The following is an 18,440-nucleotide window of genomic DNA, read 5'->3' as shown; positions in this document are numbered from 1 at the left end:
AATGAAAGTGAGGCCTGACATGCGCACGCCCGCCACCCCGCCGGAATCCACCCTACCGCTACAAAGCTGCCTGAGCCAATTGCTGGACAAGCAAACCCGCCATCTGTCCGCAGATTACCGCCAGTACCTGCAAGATGAACTACAGAAGATCGTCAGCTATCAGGCCACCATCGGCGTAATGGGCAAGAGTGGTACCGGCAAGTCTTCGCTGTGTAACGCTCTATTCGGCCAAGAGGAATCCGCAGTTAGTGACGTGACCGGTGGCACCCGTTACCCACAAGAAATCACCTTGGCCTATCAATCAGGGCGAGGCATCTCGCTGATCGACATGCCTGGCGTGGGTGAGAGCCTGCAGCATCATGAGGAATACCGCGATCAGTACAAGGCGCTACTACCGGAACTGGATCTGATCCTGTGGCTGATCAAAGCTGACGACCGGGCCCTCAGCCTGGATCAACAGTGCTATCAGGAATTGCTGCAGCCCAATCTGGCCAACCACGCCATCCCGGTGTTGTTTGTCATCAGCCAGGCTGACAAGATCGAACCCTGCCGGGAATGGGATGATCAACAGCATCGTCCAGGTCCATTGCAGCAAGAGCATTTGGTCCTGAAACAACGGGTGATCACCGAAACCTTCAACATCCCGGCCAGCCACATCAGCGTGATTGCTGCTGCAGAAAACTATGGCTTGCCCGAACTGGTGGAGAACATCGTGCGAGTGTTACCGCATGAGAGAAAGTGGGGGGTAGTACGGGAAACCAAGCCGGAGCAGATCTCCAACACTACCTGGCAACTCTGTCTGGCTTGCCTGTGGCAGCTACTGCGTAGCCGTTTGGGTGACCTGGCCCGCAAGGGCAAGGAAGTGATGGTCGACAAGCTCAGTGCCCTGTGGGGACGCTGAGCTGGCGGCATAAAACACTCCCCAGCCGGAGAGTGTTTTTTTTTGCGATTGCGGCGGGGAAATGGCCGAGTTCAGAGTGAGTCGATCACCCAGGCTACAAAGTACGATTCATGCCACACATCAACAACGCTACACACGGATAGGCAAGGTTACCTTAGGTTGGATGGGTACCAGCATCTTGGCATAAGAGCGTAGAATTTCGTTGTAGAGATCCGCATGCTTTGGGGCTTCAACCGAGATGATTAGCGCATAGCGAATTTTCTCAGCTCCGGTTGTTGGCCCACCGGCTTCACGTGCGTTGTAGTGGATGTCAAACACCGGATTGTCTAGGCTACTGCCCCGCATGGACTTGTTACCATGCAAAACTGTTTCCCACTTACCCAAATCAGAACGGCGCTCCTCCTCGGTTGCATATTTCTTCATGTCAAAGAAGCCCTTCGTATCAGCGTTTGTCTTACCTTCCTTGACCTTCTTATCACTGGGTCGAAATACTACTTCCAAACCGGCCCGTGTGTAGGCAATTGCATCTTGTGGGTCAGTTGAAGAAGCGTAGCAGAAGGTCGCCTTTAGGCGAATGTTGCCTTGTAAACCGCCAGTAGGAATTGGAAGCGTTGCCCGGAGATACTTGCCTGGCTTCAATTCACCCTGGTAGACCACTCGCGCCACGCCTGCTGGGCAAGTAATGATTTCTGCCAAATCTTCTGGCACTTTCCCCCAGCCCACTTCGAGTTTGTCATGTGAGGCTGGGTCTGCACCATGTACAAGCAGGGCTTTGATGGCTAGCGGGGTCAAATCGGCACCAAGAATCGCGCGAACACCGACGGCGTTGCGCAGTAGATACGGTGCTGCAAAACTGGTACCTAGTTGCGGTACCAATGTTGGCTTCGCACCTTCCGCAAGGACATGGAAATACTTAGAGCGGGTAGCGTCTCCACCAAAAGCCATGAGATCAGGCTTCACGACCCCAGGGCTACGTCCAGGACCAATGGCGCTGTAGGCCGCACGGGCCCATGTTGTGTCGACGTTGTCTGCGGCCCCCACTGACAATGCATTAACGCAATCAGAGGGAACCTGTACCCGAGAATTGCCAACCGACCGATCCATCTCACCGTTATTGCCAACAGCCACAGTCATCAGCGTATCGCCATCGCTGAGCAAATCGTCGATTACAGATGTCCAAGCATGTACATCTGCATCATCAATCGGCAGATCAGGTCCTAAGCTGAGATTAATGAACTGATACTGGCGGGACAGTAGAACTTCTTCGATAAGCCCCAGCGTTCGGTACAACTCTAAGGGGTCTTCCGAATTGGTCTCCCGATCCAGAACGCGTAGATGGTCTACGTAGGAGTAAGGGCGGGGTGCAGTACTATTCGGAGTTATGGGGCCAAATAGAAATGCCGAAGTTACTCCGAGGCCGTGCTCTAAGCCCCCGGGATCATCCGCAGCATTTTCATCTAATAGGCGATAGTTGTTCAGCCATGGTCCGATGCTGTGATGCTTGGGAAGGCCGCCATCAAGAATTGCTACCTTAGGCTCGGATGATAACGGTTGCTCAGTTGGCAGATTGCACGACACGGTTAGACCTGCGGATCGTTGCATAGGGCGCATGCCACGCAGTTGGGGCATTGGACGAATAACGCGAACAAATGAGAACTGAGCCAAACGCTTGATGCTGTCGTTTTCTCCCTCGGCAGGAAGGAACCATAGATTGCCCGCGCTGAATGCCAAGTCTGTATGGATGGTAACGCCAACCGCTGCAGCGTACTTAGCGAATGCACGTTGCACGAACTGGTCCATATCTCCGGGTAGCAAATGAAGGCCTACTTCGAAAAAGTGGTTTTGGGCCGTGTCTAGCGAAACGATACGGTCGTCTGGCTTGAAAGCGGAAAAGCGCTCAATATGTGATAAGTCTTTCGCTTCGTTTGAGCCATCTTCCAGTTGTGCTGCCCAATCGTTTAACTGACGAAATGATTGTCGTCTGCCGACCACGAAAAGCTCTGTGGTGCTTGATTCGCGGGGATCCCCCTTCTTGGACCATGCCTCGGGAGTAAGCTTGACAGCCCTGCTGCCGACCGATTCAAGGCCAGCTTTGCGTAACATCGCTAATGGGAAGAATGAGCGTGCAATGTAACTTGGGTTGAGAGCTAGACGAGCAACGCCCAAGTCCCCAGGACAGGCCATATCAGGGAGGCTGTCTAGAATATTTGATGCCTCAGTGAACTGCGGTGCCAACCGTTTTCTAGATTGCTCTAAGGTATAAACCTCCGCCTTGTCCATTCCACGTTTGGGGCCCTTGATTTCGTAGGTAAGCAACTCACCTCGTCCGATCAGGAAGTTTGTCTGGCTCATGCTTTACGCCTCCGTTTTTGGGGAACGACGGTTGGTCCGTCAGTTGTGTACTTGCGAATAGTGTCCCGGCTAACCCCCGTGATGTCCGAGATGCTGTGCTGTGATAGGCGGGTTTGCTTTGCTAGTAACACCGCCATGTCGATACGTCCTTGACGTTCCAGTGACAAGGCGCGTGCTTTGATGAAATCCTCAATTAAATCCTCATCCGAGGCCGTACCCAATGCCACCGCGCGTCGAAATCGCTGTATCTCTCGTTCGATATCGCTGAAAGACTGTCCACGAAATGCGAAGGCTAGGATTTCGATCCATCGACCAAACAGTGCGAAGTCAGGCCCAAGGAATCGCTTGATTGCGTCCTTGATCGCTGCAGGTTCCGGGATCTTGAATTCAATGACTAAGTCAAACCGTCTCCATAGTGCAGGATCGATCAGTTCTGGATGATTGGTTGCCGCCAACAGCAAACCGGTTGCAGGCCATTCATCAACCTCTTGCAAGATCACTGTTACTAGGCGCTTGAGTTCTCCGATATCTGCGTCATCACTACGTCGTTTGGCTATTGAATCGATTTCATCTAGCAGCAAGACACATGGGCTACGCTTGGCAAAGTCCAAGGCGGCGCGCAAATTGCTGCCGCTACGCCCCAATAGGCTACTCATCACTGCAGTCAGATCGAGTACATATAGCGGAACGCCAAGTTGCGCTGCCAACCAGCGTGCAGTTAGGGTCTTGCCGACGCCTGGTTGGCCGACAAAGATGGCAGAGCGAGTTGGGGTTAGTCCTAGTGATGTAAGGCGCGATACCTGCTTGCGCTCCTGGATCAATTGCCCGAGAGCTTCTTCAAGTTCGGTCGACAGAAGCGGGGTCTCTCGATCCGAGGGGTCTTTGAAAACTTTTAGTAACGATAGCCTAGACTCATCATCCACCGGCAGAGCTTGGTCTGGCAGTGATGGTGCGACTGTCTTGCGTAATGGAGCTCCCGTCCGGTGCGGTTTGGCGCGCAAGTACAAGTCCACTTGCTCAGCCAATTCTGGCTCCGTCCCTCGGTACTTCCTAACCAGCCTTGCGGCGAAAAGGCGCACATCCTCAGTTTGCTCAGCCAAAGCTAGTCGAACAATTTGGACTAAATCAGCCTTAAGTCCTGTAATTTCGCCCATAATTATCTCAGTATATTGATTTCATTGCATTTTATTTTCATGTGCAATGGACTAATTTATTATCGCATCTTTTTTGTAGACAAGAAAGCTTGCGACGGTGATGGATGGACGATTCCATAGTTTGGCTGTGAGCTGGCATGCTGGGGAAATCTGAGGGTGCCTTCCATGCGGAAGGGCCGGTTCGGCTAGTGCAACGAAAAAAATGGCTAGGGCTTGGTCTGAGTGATTGCTACGGGGAGGGGCTTGGGTCAGTAATCTGTTATTGCTTTGTGATGGAGGCGGTGAAATTTCTAGCCCGTGTAGGCGGATGTAGGCATTTGCCTAATTTTTAGGCAAAAATAGAGCGTTGGAGTAGATTGTCCCATCTAGCTCAGTTGTGATTGGGTGGTCTGGGGCGTTGCATGGTTGCTATGGGTTTGTGAGGCATGAAAATGCCTACACAGTGCCTACACGAGGCTAGAAAAGCAAAAGGCCAACTCGTGAAAGTTGGCCTAAGTGCTTGATAATGCTGGTGGCGAATCAGGGACTCGAACCCCGGACCTGCGGATTATGATTCCGTCGCTCTAACCGACTGAGCTAATTCGCCGTGAAGACTTGTCGAAAACAACTCTTCGCAAACTGTGGTGGCGAATCAGGGACTCGAACCCCGGACCTGCGGATTATGATTCCGTCGCTCTAACCGACTGAGCTAATTCGCCACGTTTTTCGATGCACGAGTGCACCGAGACGCGAAATATACGCAGCCGAAAGCCGGCTGTCAACAAGATTCTCGCGACCGCCGCCTTACAAGGTGTAGCAACGGTCGCCGCGCAGGAAGCCGCTCCAGTCTATGCTTACGCCCTTGCCGAAGCCTATGGCCTTGAACAACTCGCCCATTTCCGACGGCGACAGCAGCTTCTGCACCGCGGCGGCCTGCGGCAGATAAGCGGCGGCGTCGGCCGGATCCAGCCGCTCCAGCAATTGGGTGATGCCGGCGTTGATCAGGAATTGAGCCTGGGTGGTGTAGCCGATCAGGTCCAGGCCGGCGTCTAGGCCGGCCTGGGCCACCGCGCTGAAATCGACGTGGCAGGTCAGGTCCATCAGGCCGGGCAGGTAGAAGGGATCGTCCACGGTATGGTGGCGGTAATGGCCTATCAGCGTGCCCATATGGCGCTGCGGGTGGTAGTACTCGGCGGCGGGGAAGCCGTAGTCCAGCAACAGCACGGCGCCGCGATCCAGCTTTTGCGCCAGGGTGTGGAGGAAGCCGATATTGGCCGGGCTGATTTCGGAAACATAGTCGTCGTGTCGCGGCTGGATGGCCTGGGCCCGTTGCAGCAGTTGCGGGTCCTGGATGGGGCGGTCCGCCCAGGCGAAGCGCTCGCCGTCCAGCGCCACGCCGCGTTGCAGCGGCTCCGGGGTCCAGTGGATCAACTCGCAGGGCATGGCGTCCAGCACTTCGTTGCCGATGAGCACGCCGTCCAGCCGCTCCGGCAACTGGCTCAGCCACTGCACGCGATCGGCCAGCTGCGGCAGCGCCTGGCGGATATTGTGTCGCTGACGCTCGATCAGGTCCGGCGACAGGTCGACGATGCAATAGCGCTCCGGCAGCGTGTCCAGCGCTTGCAGTTCGCTGAGAATATCGATGGCGAGCTTGCCGGTGCCGGCGCCGAACTCATAGACCGCATTGGCGGTTTGCGGCAGCAGCTCCGCCAGCTGGCGCGCCAGCGCGCGGCCGAACAGCGCGCTCATTTCCGGCGCGGTGGTGAAATCGCCGGCCGCGCCCAGTTTGCGGCTGCCGGCGGCGTAGTAACCGAGGCCGGGCGCGTACAGCGCCAGCTCCATGTAGCGGGAGAACGGGATCCAGCCGCCGCATTGGCGGATTTCCGCCTGGATGGCGTGAACGAGGCTTTGGCTGATGGCCAGCGCGTCGGGGCTGGCGGCGGGTAAGGTGGTCATGGCGGTCATCCTGCTACAATGTGCCGCGATTGTGGTGGAAACTGGCGGACAGGAGAAGAGGGTGAAGCGATTTTACCGTTGGATGGCCGGCTGCGCGGGCGGCCTGTTGCTGGGACCGGCGCTGGCGGCGCCGCAATGGACGGTGAGCAGGCCGTTGCCGGACAACCCTTTGCAGGTGGCCAGCCTGGACGGCGAGGCGATGGTGGGGCGCAGCCGCTTCCCGGCGCGGCTGGAGCTGGCCTGCCGCGTCGACAGCCCGCCGTTGCGGCTGTCGCTGCATGTGTCGGATCAATTGGGCGGCTGGGACGTGCGCCCGTTTGAGGGGCCGGGTGGTCTGGGCGAGCGACGCAAGCTCAGGCTGGGCATGGCCGGTTTGCGCCGCGGCGCGGACAGCCATTTCGCCGGCTGGTACGAGGAGGGCGACCGCTTCGTGTTCGCCTGGCCGTCGCAGGGCGAGTTCTTCGCCTGGCAGTCCGATACGCACAAGGAGCTGCTGGTGACGATAGACGGCGCCAGCCGCAAGCACGGCAAGCTGACGGCGCGCTTCGCGCTGCCGCCGTCCAGTCAGGCGGCCATGGCGGTGGCCCGGCCGTGCATGGGCAAGAAATAGGCGTCGCGGCCGGCGTCATCGCGGCGCAACGCATGTGTGGGAGCCTGCGGCGGCGGGCAAGGATTCAGAGGAGCGGGAATGGCGGATAAGGGGACGGCAGGGGAGCGGCGGGTGGCGCTGATCAGCGGCGCGGCGCGGCGCGTGGGCGCGGGCATCGCCCGGCATTTGCACGCGCGCGGCCTGCGGGTGGTGCTGCACTACCGCGGTTCGCGCGGCGAGGCGGAGGCCTTGGCGGCGGAGTTGAACGCGGCGCGGCCGGATTCGGCGCGGCTGCTGCAGGGGGATTTGCTGGACACGGCGGCCTTGCCGGCGCTGGCGGCGCAGGCGGTGGCGGCGTTCGGCCGGCTGGACGGCCTGGTCAACAACGCGTCCAGCTTCTTCCCCACCGAGGTGGGCCGGATCGACGAGGCGGCCTGGCACGATCTGATGGGCAGCAATCTGAAGGCGCCGCTGTTTCTGTCGCAGGCGCTGGCGCCCGAGTTGGCCAAGCGTCGCGGCGCCATTGTCGGCATCGCCGACATCCACGTGGAGCGGCCGATGGCCCGTCACGTGGTCTACAACCTGGCCAAGGCCGGCCACGCTCAACTGATCCGCAGCCTGGCGATCGAGCTGGCGCCGGCGGTGCGGGTCAACGGCGTCTCGCCCGGAGTGAATCTGTGGCCGGAGGACGACGCGTCCTTCGACGCGGCGGAGCGCGCGGCAATAGAGGCCAGCATTCCGCTGCGCCGCACCGGAGTGCCGGAGGACATCGCCCAGGCGGTGGCCTTCCTGCTGCTGGACGCCGGCTACGTCACCGGCCAGATTCTGGCGGTGGACGGCGGCCGCAGCGTGGTGTTGTAGGCGCGGGGCGCGCGGCATTGTTCGCCGGCGTGGATTTCGCCGCGGAAAAAAAGTAAAATCGCCTGTTTTTCAATTTCTTAGCCGTACTCCATGTCCGAAGCAAGCAGCGTCCTCGACGACAAGGCCAAAAAGGCCGTGTTTGAAGGCAATAAACTGGCCAAGCGCCTGCGCCACCATGTGGGTGACGCCATCAATGACTTCAATATGATAGAAGAGGGCGACCGCGTGATGGTCTGCCTGTCCGGCGGCAAGGACAGCTACACCTTGCTGGACATTCTGCGCGGCCTGCAGAAATCCGCGCCTATCGACTTCTCCATCGTGGCGGTCAATCTGGACCAGAAGCAGCCGGGCTTCCCCGAGCACGTGCTGCCGGAATACCTGGACTCCATCGGCGTCGAGTACCGCATCGTCGAAGAAGACACCTATTCCATCGTCAAGCGGCTGGTGCCGGAAGGCAAGACCACGTGCAGCCTGTGTTCGCGGCTGCGCCGCGGCATTCTCTACCGCGTGGCCGACGAGCTGGGCGCGACCAAGATCGCGCTGGGCCATCACCGCGACGACATCCTGCACACCCTGTTCCTGAACATGTTCTACGGCGGCAAGCTGAAGTCCATGCCGCCCAAGCTGGTGTCCGACGACGGCCGCCACATGGTGATCCGCCCGCTGGCCTATTGCCGCGAGAAGGACATCGAGCGCTACGCCGCGCTGCGCGAATTCCCCATCATTCCGTGCAATCTGTGCGGCTCGCAGCCCAATCTGCAGCGCCAGGTGGTCAAGGAAATGGTCAACGACTGGGACCGCCGCTTCCCCGGCCGGCTGGAAAGCATGTTCCGCGCCTTGCAGAACGTGGTGCCGTCGCACCTGGCCGACACCGGCCTGTTCGACTTCGCCGGCCTGAAGACCGGCGACGCGCCGTTCGAGGACGGCGACACCGCTTTCGACAAGGAAGAATTCCGCGATCCGCCGCCGCCGCAGGACGACGAGGCCGAAGCGGCTCAGAAGAAGCGCACCATCAGCATTCTGGATTCCCGTAAACCTTTGTCCGGAGAGCACGGCTGTGGCGCGTAGAGCTTTGCATCCGTTCCGCCGCCGCGTGCGCGCCGCGGTGGATGAAATGCCGGAGGTGGAGATTTCGGAGGCCGGCAATATCCGCTCGCTGCATCTGGGTTCGGAAACCATCCAGAGTTCGATGGACCTGGACGATCCGGCCGAGCTGGTGTTGTCGTATAGCCGGGCGATGATGGGTTTTCTGTTGTGGAACGACGAGCCGCAGCACATTTTGCAGATTGGGCTGGGCGGCGGTTCCTTCGCCCGCTTTATCGACGAATACCTGCCGGACGCAGTCAGCGTGGCGGTGGACATCAACCCGCAGGTGATTGCGGTGGCGCGCGCTTTTTTCCAGCTGCCGGAGGAAGGCGATTTTTTCGAGATCATCGAGGCCGACGGCGCCGATTACGTGAAGATTTTCCGCGGCTCCACCGACGCCATCCTGGTGGACGGCTTCGACGGCCTGCAGATCGTCGACGCGCTGACCACCGATGACTTCTTTGAGGACTGCAAGCGCGCCTTGAGTCCCAAGGGCGTGTTCGTCACCAATTGGTGGAGCGGCGACAAGCGTTATCAGAGTTTTGTCGAGCGCTTGTTGAATGTGTTCGAGGGCCGGGTGCTGGAGCTGCCTTCCGCCAGCCACGGCAATGTGGCGGTGATGGCTTTCCGTCAGAGCCCGACGCTGACCCAATGGGATGCCTTGAAGGAGCGGGCGGACCGGATGGAGTGCCGTTTTGGCTTGGAGTTCGGCGAGTTTGTCAATCGCCTGAAGTTGACCAATCAGCACACGGCGGGGCATTTACTGGTCTGAAGCGGCGCGTCGGCGTACATTTGCTTACCCAATGACGCGCGGCAAGAGGCGTATAATGCCGGCATTACGGCCGCGCCGGCTTGAGGCGGGTGGCGAGCTGCGCGAAACGAGTTCGAATACAGAGAGCTCTGAGGCAGATCAGTACGAGCGGCAACGGAAGGCGGCAAGCTGGCTTGCCGTTGAATGAACTTTATGGCGGTGGATCGGACAGTTTAGGGCAGGCGCGGCGCGGGCGGTTTCGCTTCCGCGCCGCTTGCCGTGAATGTTCGGTCCGCCGCTATCGTATTTACATACTGTTGGGACTTACACCGTGATCAAGCAGCAACTGCTCAATCGGATTGCAGACAAATCCGCCGTCATCGGCATCGTGGGCCTGGGCTATGTCGGCCTGCCGCTGATGTTGCGCTTCGCCGAAGTCGGCTACAAAGTGCTGGGCTTCGACATCGACCAGTCCAAAGTGGACGCCCTGATGGCCGGTCAAAGCTATATCGAGCATATTTCCGCCGACAGCATCGCCACCGCGCTGAGCCGCGGCTTCGAGGCCACCACCGACTTCAGCCGCGTGCCGGAAGCCGACACCCTGATCCTGTGCGTGCCGACGCCGCTGAACAAATACCGCGAGCCGGACCTCAGCTTCGTGCTGGACACCATGGACAGCCTGGTGCCCCATCTGCGCGAAGGCCAGCTGGTGTCGCTGGAGTCCACCACCTATCCGGGCACCACCGACGAAGAACTGCTGCCGCGGATGGAGTCGCGCGGCCTGAAAGTGGGCGAAAACGCCTTCCTGGTGTTCTCGCCGGAGCGCGAAGACCCGGGCAATCCGAACTTCACCACCCGCACCATTCCCAAGGTGTGCGGCGGCGTGACCCCGGCCTGCCAGGAAATCGGCGTGGCGCTGTACGGCGCGGTGATCGACAAGGTGGTGCCGGTGTCCTCCACCCGCGCCGCGGAGATGACCAAGCTCTTGGAAAACATCCACCGCGCGGTGAATATCGGCCTGGTCAACGAGATGAAGATCGTCGCCGACAAGATGGGCATCGACATCCACGAAGTGATCCGCGCCGCGGCCACCAAGCCGTTCGGCTTCGTGCCCTACTATCCGGGCCCGGGCCTGGGCGGCCACTGCATTCCGATCGACCCGTTCTACCTGACCTGGAAAGCGCGCGAATACGGCGTCAACACCCGTTTCATCGAGCTGGCCGGCGAAGTGAACAGCAATATGCCGGACTACGTGGTGTCCAAAGTGGCCGCCGCGCTGAACCTGCGCAAGAAGGCGATCAACGGCAGCCGCGTGCTGGTGCTGGGCATCGCCTACAAGAAGAACGTCGACGACATGCGCGAAAGCCCGTCGGTGTTCCTGATGGAGAAACTGCGGGATCTGGGCGCGGAAGTGGCCTACAGCGACCCGCACGTGCCGGTGTTCCCCAAGATGCGCGAGCATCATTTCGAGCTGTCCAGCGTGGCCTTGAGCGCTGAGAACCTGGCTGGCTACGATTGCGTGCTGCTGGCCACCGACCACGACAAGTTCGACTACGCGCAGATCAAGGCGCACGCGCAACTGGTGGTGGACAGCCGCGGCAAGTATCTGGAGCCGGCGGACCATATCGTCAAGGCCTGATTGTTTTTAGCCATGGAAGCACACGGAAAGACGCGGACAAAGCTGGAGCCTGCAGATCACGATGACTTGAGGGCTTGGATATTTGGAGGTTTCCGTGTTGTTCCGTGTGCTTCCGTGGCTCACTGAATTTAGGGTTTAAACTCATGCAAACTCTGCACCTTCCCCCGATTACCGACCGCAAGATCCGCTTCGCGCTGGTGGGCTGCGGCCGCATCGCCCAGAACCACTTCGGCGCGCTGGAGCAGCACGCCAACCGCGCCGAGCTGGTCGACGTCTGCGACATCGACCCGGCCGCCTTGAAGGCGGCGGTGGCGCGCACCGGCGCGCGCGGCCACGCCAGTCTGGCCGACATGCTGGCCAAGTCCGACGCCGACATCGTGATCCTGACCTCTCCGTCCGGTCTGCACCCGAGCCAAAGCATCGCCTGCTCGGAAGCCGGCTTCCACGTGATGACGGAAAAGCCGATGGCCACCCGCTGGGAGGACGGCCTGGAAATGGTCAAGGCCGCCGACCGCGCCAACAAGCACCTGTTCGTGGTCAAGCAAAACCGCCGCAATGCCACCTTGCAGCTCTTGAAGCGGGCGATGCAGGAGAAGCGTTTCGGCCGCGTCTACATGGTCAACGTCAATGTGTTCTGGACCCGGCCGCAGGAGTATTACGACGCGGCCGGCTGGCGCGGCACCTGGGAGTTCGACGGCGGCGCTTTCATGAACCAGGCCAGCCACTACGTGGACCTGCTGGACTGGCTGATAGGTCCGGTGGAAAGCGTGCAGGCCTATACCGCGACGCTGGCGCGCAATATCGAGGTGGAAGACACCGGCACCGTCAGCGTCAAATGGCGCAGCGGCGCGCTGGGCAGCATGAACGTGACCATGCTGACCTATCCGAAGAACCTGGAGGGCAGCATCACCATCCTGGGCGAGAAGGGCTCGGTGCGCGTGGGCGGCATGGCGGTCAACGAAATCCAGCACTGGGAGTTTGCCGAGCCGCACGCGATGGACGAGGACATCAAGCAGGCCAGCTACGCCACCACCAGCGTCTACGGCTTCGGCCATCCGTTGTACTACGACAATGTGATCAAGACCATGCGCGGAGAAGCCGAGCCGGAGACCGACGGCCGCGAGGGGCTGAAGTCGCTGGAATTGCTGATCGCAATGTATCTGTCGGCGCGCGACGGCCGCCGCGTCAGCCTGCCGCTGGACTACTAAGCGCTGGGATTTGCCAAGAACTAAAGGTTTGATCATGAGCTACTCTGTTCACCCCACCGCCATCGTCGACGACGGCGCGCAGATCGGCGAGAACACCCGCATCTGGCACTGGGTCCATATTTGCGGCGGCGCGCAGATCGGCGCCGGCTGTTCCTTCGGCCAGAACGTGTTCGTCGGCAACGACGTGCTGATCGGCGACAACGTCAAGGTGCAGAACAATGTGTCCATCTACGACGCGGTGACGCTGGAGGACGACGTGTTCTGCGGCCCGTCCATGGTGTTCACCAACGTCAACAATCCGCGCAGCCATGTGGCGCGCAAGCATGAATACCGCCGCACCCTGGTGAAACGGGGCGCGTCCATCGGCGCCAACGCCACCGTGGTGTGCGGCCACACCATAGGCGAGTACGCCTTCATCGGCGCCGGCGCGGTGGTGACCCGCGACGTGCCGGCCTACGCGCTGATGGTGGGCACGCCGGCCAAGCGCATAGGCTGGATGTGTTCCTGCGGCGAGCGGCTGGCCAACGACATCGGCACCCACAGCTGCCTGTCCTGCGGCAAGCATTACGAGGTGGGCGGCAATCACTGCTCGCCGCTCAAGAACGACTGAGCGGCATTCCTGATGCGGCCTTACGCCGGCTTGCCTCAGGGCGCTTCTCCGTTGTTCTGCGTGTCGCGCTCTGTGCGATATCTTTCAAAAATTGATTTGGGGTTGATCCTCTTATGTCCATCCAGTTCATTGATCTGAAAGCGCAGTACCAGCATCTGAAAGCCGACATCGACGCCCGCATTCACGCGGTGCTGGACCACGGCCAGTACATCATGGGGCCGGAAGTCAAGGAAGTGGAGCAGGGGTTGGCGGAGTACACCGGCGCCAAGCACGCCATCGGCGTTTGCGACGGCACCAAGGCGCTGCTGATCGCGATGATGGCCTTGGACATCGGCCCCGGCGACGAGGTGATCACCACCCCGTTCACCTTTATCGCCACCGGCGAGATGATCGCGCTGTTGGGCGCCAAGCCGGTCTTCGTCGACATCGACCCGGTCAGCTACAACCTGGACCCGGCGCTGTTGGAAGCGGCGATCACGCCGCGCACCCGCGCCATCATGCCGGTGAGCCTGTACGGCCAGTGCGCAGACTTCGACGCCATCAACGCCATCGCCGCCAAACACGGCATCGCGGTGATCGAGGACGGCGCGCAGAGCTTCGGCGCCGGCCAGCGCGGCAAGAAGTCCGGCAATCTGTCCACCATAGGCTGCACCAGCTTCTTCCCCAGCAAGCCCTTGGGCTGCTACGGCGACGGCGGCGCCTGCTTCACCAACGACGACGCGCTGGCCAAGAAAATGCGCGAGATTCGCGTGCACGGCCAGGACCGCCGCTATCACCACCCCATCATCGGCCTGAACGGCCGGCTGGACACCATACAGGCGGCGGTGCTGTTGGCCAAGCTGCCGAGCTTCGCCGACGAAGTGGCGGCGCGCGAACGCATCGGCGCGCGTTACAGCGCGCTGCTGCGCGAGGTGGCGAGGGTGCCGGTGATCGCCGAGGGCAACAGCCATGTCTACGCGCAGTACACCATCGAGGTGGACGATCGCGAGGCGGTGCAGGCCAAGCTGAAGGAGTTGGGGGTGCCCACCGCCGTGCATTACCCGATTCCGCTGCATCTGCAGCCGGCCTTCGCCCACCTGAACCTGCCCGAAGGCAGCTTCCCGCTGTCGGAGGCCGCCGGCCGCCGCGTGATGAGCCTGCCTATGCACCCCTTCCTGGACGAGGCGACGCAAGACGCCGTCGTCGCCGCGGTCAAGCAGGCGCTGGCCTGAGCGCATGGGCTTGTTGCTGTCCCGCCTGCCCAAGAGCGGCTTCATCCGCCACATCATCACCCTGATCACCGGGGCGGCGGTGGCGCAGGTGATTCCGCTGCTGGTGTCGCCGTTGATCACCCGCCTGTACAACCCGCACGAGGTGGGGGTGCAGGCGGTCTACGTCTCCTGGCTGTCCACGCTGGCGGTGCTGGCCACCGCCCGTTACGAGATGGCCATCGTGCTGCCGGCCGAGGAGAAGCGGGCCGGCAATCTGATGGGCCTGTCCATCGCCTGCGCGCTGGCCTTGTCCCTGCTGGTGGCCGTGGTGGTGGCCTTCGACGGCCACGCCCATATCGCCCGCCATCTGGGCGCGCCGGAACTGGAGCCCTGGCTGCTGCTGCTGCCCTTGTCTGTCGCGCTGGCGGGCTTGATGCAGGCCTGGACCAACTGGAACAACCGCCATCGCCGCTACCAGGCCAACGCCAACGGCCGCATGCTGCAGTCGCTGAGCATGGCCGCCACCCAGGTGGGGCTCGGCTGGGCCGGCGCCGGCGCGGCCGGCCTGATCCTGGGCCAACTGGCCGGTCAGCTCGGCTCCCTGCTGGCGCAGACCTGGCAGGACCTCAAGGCCCGCTTCGCCTGGCGCCATGAACTCAGCCGCGCCGGCATGCGCGAGGTGGCGCGCGCCTATATCGAATTTCCCAAGATCAACGCGCCGCACGCCTTGAGCACCGCCTTGCTGGATTCGGCGACGCTGGTGGCGCTGACCATGCTGGCCGGCACCGCCTCGGTGGGTTTTTACGGCCTGATGATGCGGGTGCTGAAGCTGCCGGCGGCCCTGATCGGCCAGGCGGTGGCGCAGGTGGCTTACCGCGAGCTGGCCGACGCCCGCAATCAGCACCAGCCGCTGCGTCCCATTCTGCGCAAGATGATGCTGACGCTGGGCGGCATGGCCTTGCTGCCCTTCCTGGTGATACAACTGGCCGGGGAACCCTTGTTCTCGCTGGTGTTCGGACAGAACTGGGCCACCGCCGGCCGCTATGCGGAGGCGATGTCGCTCTACATCCTGTTCCACTTCGTCGCCTCGCCGCTGGGCATGGTGCCGCCGGTGATCAATCGCCAGCGCCAGGCCTTCCTGTGGTCCCTGCTGCAGGCCCTGTTGTTCCTGGGCACGATGTGGGCGGGTTTCTCGCTGTGGAACGACGCGGTGGCCACCTTCCAGCTGGTGTCGGTGGTGATGGCCGCTTACTTCCTGGCTTATTTTGCATGGCTTTACAAGGCAGCCCGATGAATTGGCACGCTCTATTCAGCCGCATCCGCTTCCGCCTGTCGGCGTGGGTGCAGCCCAGAATGGTGTATGGATTCACCCGCGGCGACGGGGTGTTCCTCAAACGCACCCGGGTATCCAACATGACCCGCATCGAACATGTCGGCAAGCTGATGGTGGACGACAACGTCTACATCGGCCATTTCAATCTGATCGACGCCTCCGGCGGTCTTTACATCGGCGAAGGCTGTCAGATCACCAACTATGTTTCGCTGCTGACCCACTCCAGCCATGTGGCCATCCGCCTGTACGGCGACCGCTACCTGGAGAGCAACAACCACGTTGGCTATCTGAAAAAGCCCACCAAGCTGGGCCCGTACAGCTTCGTCGGCCCGCACTCGGTGCTGATGCCGGGCGTGGAGCTGGGCAAGGGCAGCATGGTGTCGGCCTACAGCTATGTGCCGGCCGGCGCTTACCCCGATTTCGCCATCCTGTCCGGCAACCCGGCCAGGGTGGTGGGCGACACCCGCGAGCTGGACGCCAAGTGGCTGGACGAGCACCCGGAACTGCTGCCCCTGTACGAGGCCTGGGCGCATGACTGAGCCTGTCAGCGACAAGATTGCCAGCGTCGCGGTGATCGGCTCCGCCTCGGTGCATACCTGGCGCTTCCTGCGCGGCATCGCGCCGCATGTGGAGCGCGTGTTCCTGGCCTGCAACGGCGAGGTTCCGGCGGATGTGGCGCCCTTGCTGGCCGGCAGCCTGCGCGTGGACTTCCGCCTGGCGGCCTTGGGCACGGTGGCGCGCCTGCGCGCCTGGCTGCGCGAGACGCGGCCGCAGCTGCTGCACATCCATCAGGCCAACAGCGTGGCCTGGCACGGCAGCCGCGCGGCCGCCAGCCTGGATTTGCCGATGGCGCTGACCGCCTGGGGCTCCGATGTGCTGCTGCTGCCTGACCGCAATCCGCTGATGCGGGCGATGGTGCGCGCCAATCTGGCCGCCGCCGACGCGATCACCTCGGACTCCCTGCACATGGCGGCGAAAATCCGCGAGCTGGCCGGCGAGGCTTGCCGCATCCGCCTGCTCAATTACGGCATGGACGCCATGCCGGCGCCGGCGGCCAGCGCGAGCAAGGGCAAGACGGTGCTGTCCTGCCGGCTGCACAAGCCCTTGTACCGCGTCGACGCCATCTTGCGCGCCTGGCAGCGAGTGGAGCGCAGCGGCCGTTTCGACGACTGGCGGCTGACCGTGGCCGCCAGCGGCAGCGAGACCGAGGCGCTGCGGCGGTTGGCCGCGGAATTGGGCCTGAGCCGCGCCGACTTCGCCGGCTTCGTCGACAGCGCCACCTTGGGGCGCATGTACGCCGAATCCCGGGTCTTCGTCAGCGTGCCGCGCTCGGACGCCACCAGCATCAGCCTGCTGGAGGCGATGGGCCACGGCTGCCTGCCGCTGTTGTCCAATCTGCCGGCCAACGGCGAATGGGTGATAGACGGCCTCAACGGCGCGATCGCCGAGGATGTGGGGCGTTTGGACGAGGCCTTGCTGCGCGCGATGGAGTGGGCAGGCGAGGACGCGAGGCTGGACGAGGTCGCCGCGCTCAACCGCCGGCTGGTGGCGGACAAGGGACTGCATCAGCCGAATATGGCCGGCTTCGCTCGGCTGTATCGGGAACTGCTGGGTTCCGACAACTAAGAATTTCGCCGCGGGCCCGGGATCATCGCGGGCCGGACGGCCGCTAAACAGAGCTTCAATATGAAAATTGCCCATCTGACTTCCGCCCATCCGCGTCACGACATCCGCATCTTCGTCAAGGAGTGCGCGACCCTGGCCGCCGCCGGGCACGAGGTGACGCTGATCGTGGCCGACGGCCAGGGCGAGGAGATCAACCGCGGCGTGCGCTTCCACGATGTCGGCCCCAAATCCGGCGGCCGCCTGGCGCGGATGACCGGCACCGTCAAACGGGTCTACCAGGCGGCGCTGAAGCTGCGCCCGGACGTGGTCCATTTCCACGACCCCGAGCTGATTCCCGCCGCGCTGCGCCTGAAGCAGGCCGGCATCAAGGTGGTCTACGACGTGCACGAGGACGTGCCGCGCCAGATCCTGGCCAAACACTGGATTCCCGGCGCGGTGCGGCCCCTGGTGTCCAGCGGCTTCGAGGCGCTGGAAGACTGGGCGGCGGGCCGCTTCGACGCGGTGGTGACCTCGACGCCGCACATCCGCAAGCGCTTCGAGAAACTGGGCGCGCGCGCGCTGGACGTGTGCAACTTCCCCATTCTGGAAGAATTGGTGCGCGACACGCCGTGGGAGCAGCGCCGCAACGAGCTGTGCTATATCGGCGGCATCTCGCGCATCCGCGGCATCGAACCCATTGTCGAGGCGCTGCCGGACACCGCGACGCGGCTGAACCTGGCCGGGCCGTGGAGCGAGAGCGATCTGAAGGCCCGCGTGTCGGCGCGGCCGGGCTGGGCGCGGGTCAACGACCTGGGCGTGCTGGACCGCAAAGGCGTGGCCGAGGTGCTGGCCAAGAGCAAGATCGGCCTGGTGACCTTGTTCCCGACGCCGAACTACGTCGACGCGTTGCCGATCAAGCTGTTCGAATACATGGCCGCCGGCATGCCGGTGATCGCGTCGGATTTTCCGGTGTGGCGCGAGATCGTGGCCGACGCCGGCTGCGGCCTGCTGGTGGACCCGCAGGACCCGGCCGCCATCGCCGCCGCCGTCAACGAACTGATGGCCGACGAGGCGCGCATGCGCGCGCTGGGCGAATCCGGCAAGCAGGCGGTGCTGAGCAAATACAGCTGGGCGGCCGAAGGCGAGAAGCTGGTCGGCTTGTACGCGGCCTTGTAATGCGGACTCCGGGCCGGCCAGAGCAGGGCCTGGGGCGAATGAAATTGTTA

16 protein-coding genes and 2 tRNA genes are annotated in these 18,440 nt (G+C 62.1%); 13 read left to right on the top strand and 5 right to left on the bottom strand.

Annotated elements, in window-relative coordinates; translation table 11 throughout:
- The first annotated feature begins 19 nt into the window (after window positions 1-19).
- Window positions 20-901 carry a GTPase family protein gene (locus tag JW897_RS08180; protein ID WP_205465778.1) on the top strand — a complete coding sequence of 294 codons (882 nt, stop codon included), beginning with the start codon at window positions 20-22 and terminating at the stop codon, window positions 899-901.
- A 129-nt stretch (window positions 902-1,030) separates the two neighbouring features.
- On the opposite strand, the gene JW897_RS08175 is transcribed toward JW897_RS08180, so the two are convergent.
- The 5 genes from JW897_RS08175 to JW897_RS08155 all read right to left on the bottom strand — a co-directional run bounded on the left by JW897_RS08175 (window position 1,031) and on the right by JW897_RS08155 (window position 6,342).
- Window positions 1,031-3,253 (bottom strand): S8 family peptidase, encoded by a 2,223-nt coding sequence (locus JW897_RS08175; RefSeq protein ID WP_062791367.1) that lies wholly within the window; start codon window positions 3,251-3,253, stop codon window positions 1,031-1,033.
- Window positions 3,250-4,407, bottom strand: a complete 1,158-nt coding sequence (locus JW897_RS08170; protein ID WP_062791365.1) for an AAA family ATPase — start codon at window positions 4,405-4,407, stop codon at window positions 3,250-3,252. Before JW897_RS08170 ends, JW897_RS08175 begins: the two co-directional genes overlap by 4 nt.
- Window positions 4,408-4,916: 509 nt before the next feature.
- Window positions 4,917-4,993 (bottom strand) — tRNA-Met (locus tag JW897_RS08165).
- 35 nt (window positions 4,994-5,028) lie between these two features.
- Window positions 5,029-5,105, bottom strand: a tRNA-Met gene (locus JW897_RS08160).
- An 85-nt stretch (window positions 5,106-5,190) separates the two neighbouring features.
- On the bottom strand, window positions 5,191-6,342 hold the full coding sequence (locus JW897_RS08155; RefSeq protein WP_205465777.1) for a class I SAM-dependent methyltransferase: 1,152 nt from the start codon (window positions 6,340-6,342) through the stop codon (window positions 5,191-5,193).
- Window positions 6,343-6,403: 61 nt separating this feature from the next.
- Here JW897_RS08155 and JW897_RS08150 point away from each other — a divergent pair, with 61 nt between their 5' ends.
- The 12 genes from JW897_RS08150 (at window position 6,404) to JW897_RS08095 (ending at window position 18,390) form a co-directional block, all read left to right on the top strand.
- A complete protein-coding gene (locus JW897_RS08150; protein WP_205465776.1) occupies window positions 6,404-6,952 on the top strand; it encodes a hypothetical protein in 549 nt (182 codons plus the stop codon).
- Window positions 6,953-7,030: 78 nt separating this feature from the next.
- A complete protein-coding gene (locus JW897_RS08145; RefSeq protein ID WP_205465775.1) occupies window positions 7,031-7,792 on the top strand; it encodes a pteridine reductase in 762 nt (253 codons plus the stop codon).
- Window positions 7,793-7,882: 90 nt separating this feature from the next.
- The gene (gene ttcA, locus JW897_RS08140) at window positions 7,883-8,860 is read left to right on the top strand and encodes a tRNA 2-thiocytidine(32) synthetase TtcA (protein WP_205465774.1); all 978 of its coding nucleotides are present in this window, start codon (window positions 7,883-7,885) and stop codon (window positions 8,858-8,860) included.
- Entirely contained in the window at window positions 8,850-9,650 is an 801-nt protein-coding gene (locus tag JW897_RS08135; RefSeq protein WP_082158855.1) for a polyamine aminopropyltransferase, read from the top strand. The genes ttcA and JW897_RS08135 overlap by 11 nt, the downstream gene beginning before the upstream one ends.
- Window positions 9,651-9,963: 313 nt before the next feature.
- A complete protein-coding gene (locus JW897_RS08130) occupies window positions 9,964-11,268 on the top strand; it encodes a nucleotide sugar dehydrogenase (RefSeq protein WP_048413796.1) in 1,305 nt (434 codons plus the stop codon).
- 143 nt (window positions 11,269-11,411) lie between these two features.
- A complete protein-coding gene (locus JW897_RS08125) occupies window positions 11,412-12,476 on the top strand; it encodes a Gfo/Idh/MocA family protein (RefSeq protein ID WP_205465773.1) in 1,065 nt (354 codons plus the stop codon).
- Between the two features lie 34 nt (window positions 12,477-12,510).
- Window positions 12,511-13,086 carry an acyltransferase gene (locus JW897_RS08120; RefSeq protein ID WP_205465772.1) on the top strand — a complete coding sequence of 192 codons (576 nt, stop codon included), beginning with the start codon at window positions 12,511-12,513 and terminating at the stop codon, window positions 13,084-13,086.
- A 113-nt stretch (window positions 13,087-13,199) separates the two neighbouring features.
- Entirely contained in the window at window positions 13,200-14,297 is a 1,098-nt protein-coding gene (locus tag JW897_RS08115) for a DegT/DnrJ/EryC1/StrS family aminotransferase (protein ID WP_205465771.1), read from the top strand.
- 4 nt (window positions 14,298-14,301) lie between these two features.
- A complete protein-coding gene (locus JW897_RS08110; RefSeq protein WP_048413763.1) occupies window positions 14,302-15,570 on the top strand; it encodes a lipopolysaccharide biosynthesis protein in 1,269 nt (422 codons plus the stop codon).
- Complete coding sequence (locus JW897_RS08105; protein WP_048413764.1) at window positions 15,567-16,148, top strand: acyltransferase; 582 nt, start codon at window positions 15,567-15,569, stop codon at window positions 16,146-16,148. Before JW897_RS08110 ends, JW897_RS08105 begins: the two co-directional genes overlap by 4 nt.
- The gene (locus tag JW897_RS08100) at window positions 16,141-17,235 is read left to right on the top strand and encodes a glycosyltransferase family 4 protein (protein ID WP_205465770.1); all 1,095 of its coding nucleotides are present in this window, start codon (window positions 16,141-16,143) and stop codon (window positions 17,233-17,235) included. The genes JW897_RS08105 and JW897_RS08100 overlap by 8 nt, the downstream gene beginning before the upstream one ends.
- Before the next feature lie 60 nt (window positions 17,236-17,295).
- The gene (locus JW897_RS08095; RefSeq protein ID WP_205465769.1) at window positions 17,296-18,390 is read left to right on the top strand and encodes a glycosyltransferase family 4 protein; all 1,095 of its coding nucleotides are present in this window, start codon (window positions 17,296-17,298) and stop codon (window positions 18,388-18,390) included.
- The last annotated feature ends 50 nt before the right edge of the window (window positions 18,391-18,440 follow it).

It is taken from the genome of Chromobacterium alkanivorans, assembly GCF_016937655.1.
Taxonomy (GTDB): domain Bacteria; phylum Pseudomonadota; class Gammaproteobacteria; order Burkholderiales; family Chromobacteriaceae; genus Chromobacterium; species Chromobacterium alkanivorans.
Note: the sequence above shows the minus strand (reverse complement) of the source record. Positions and strands in the feature narration are given on the sequence as shown.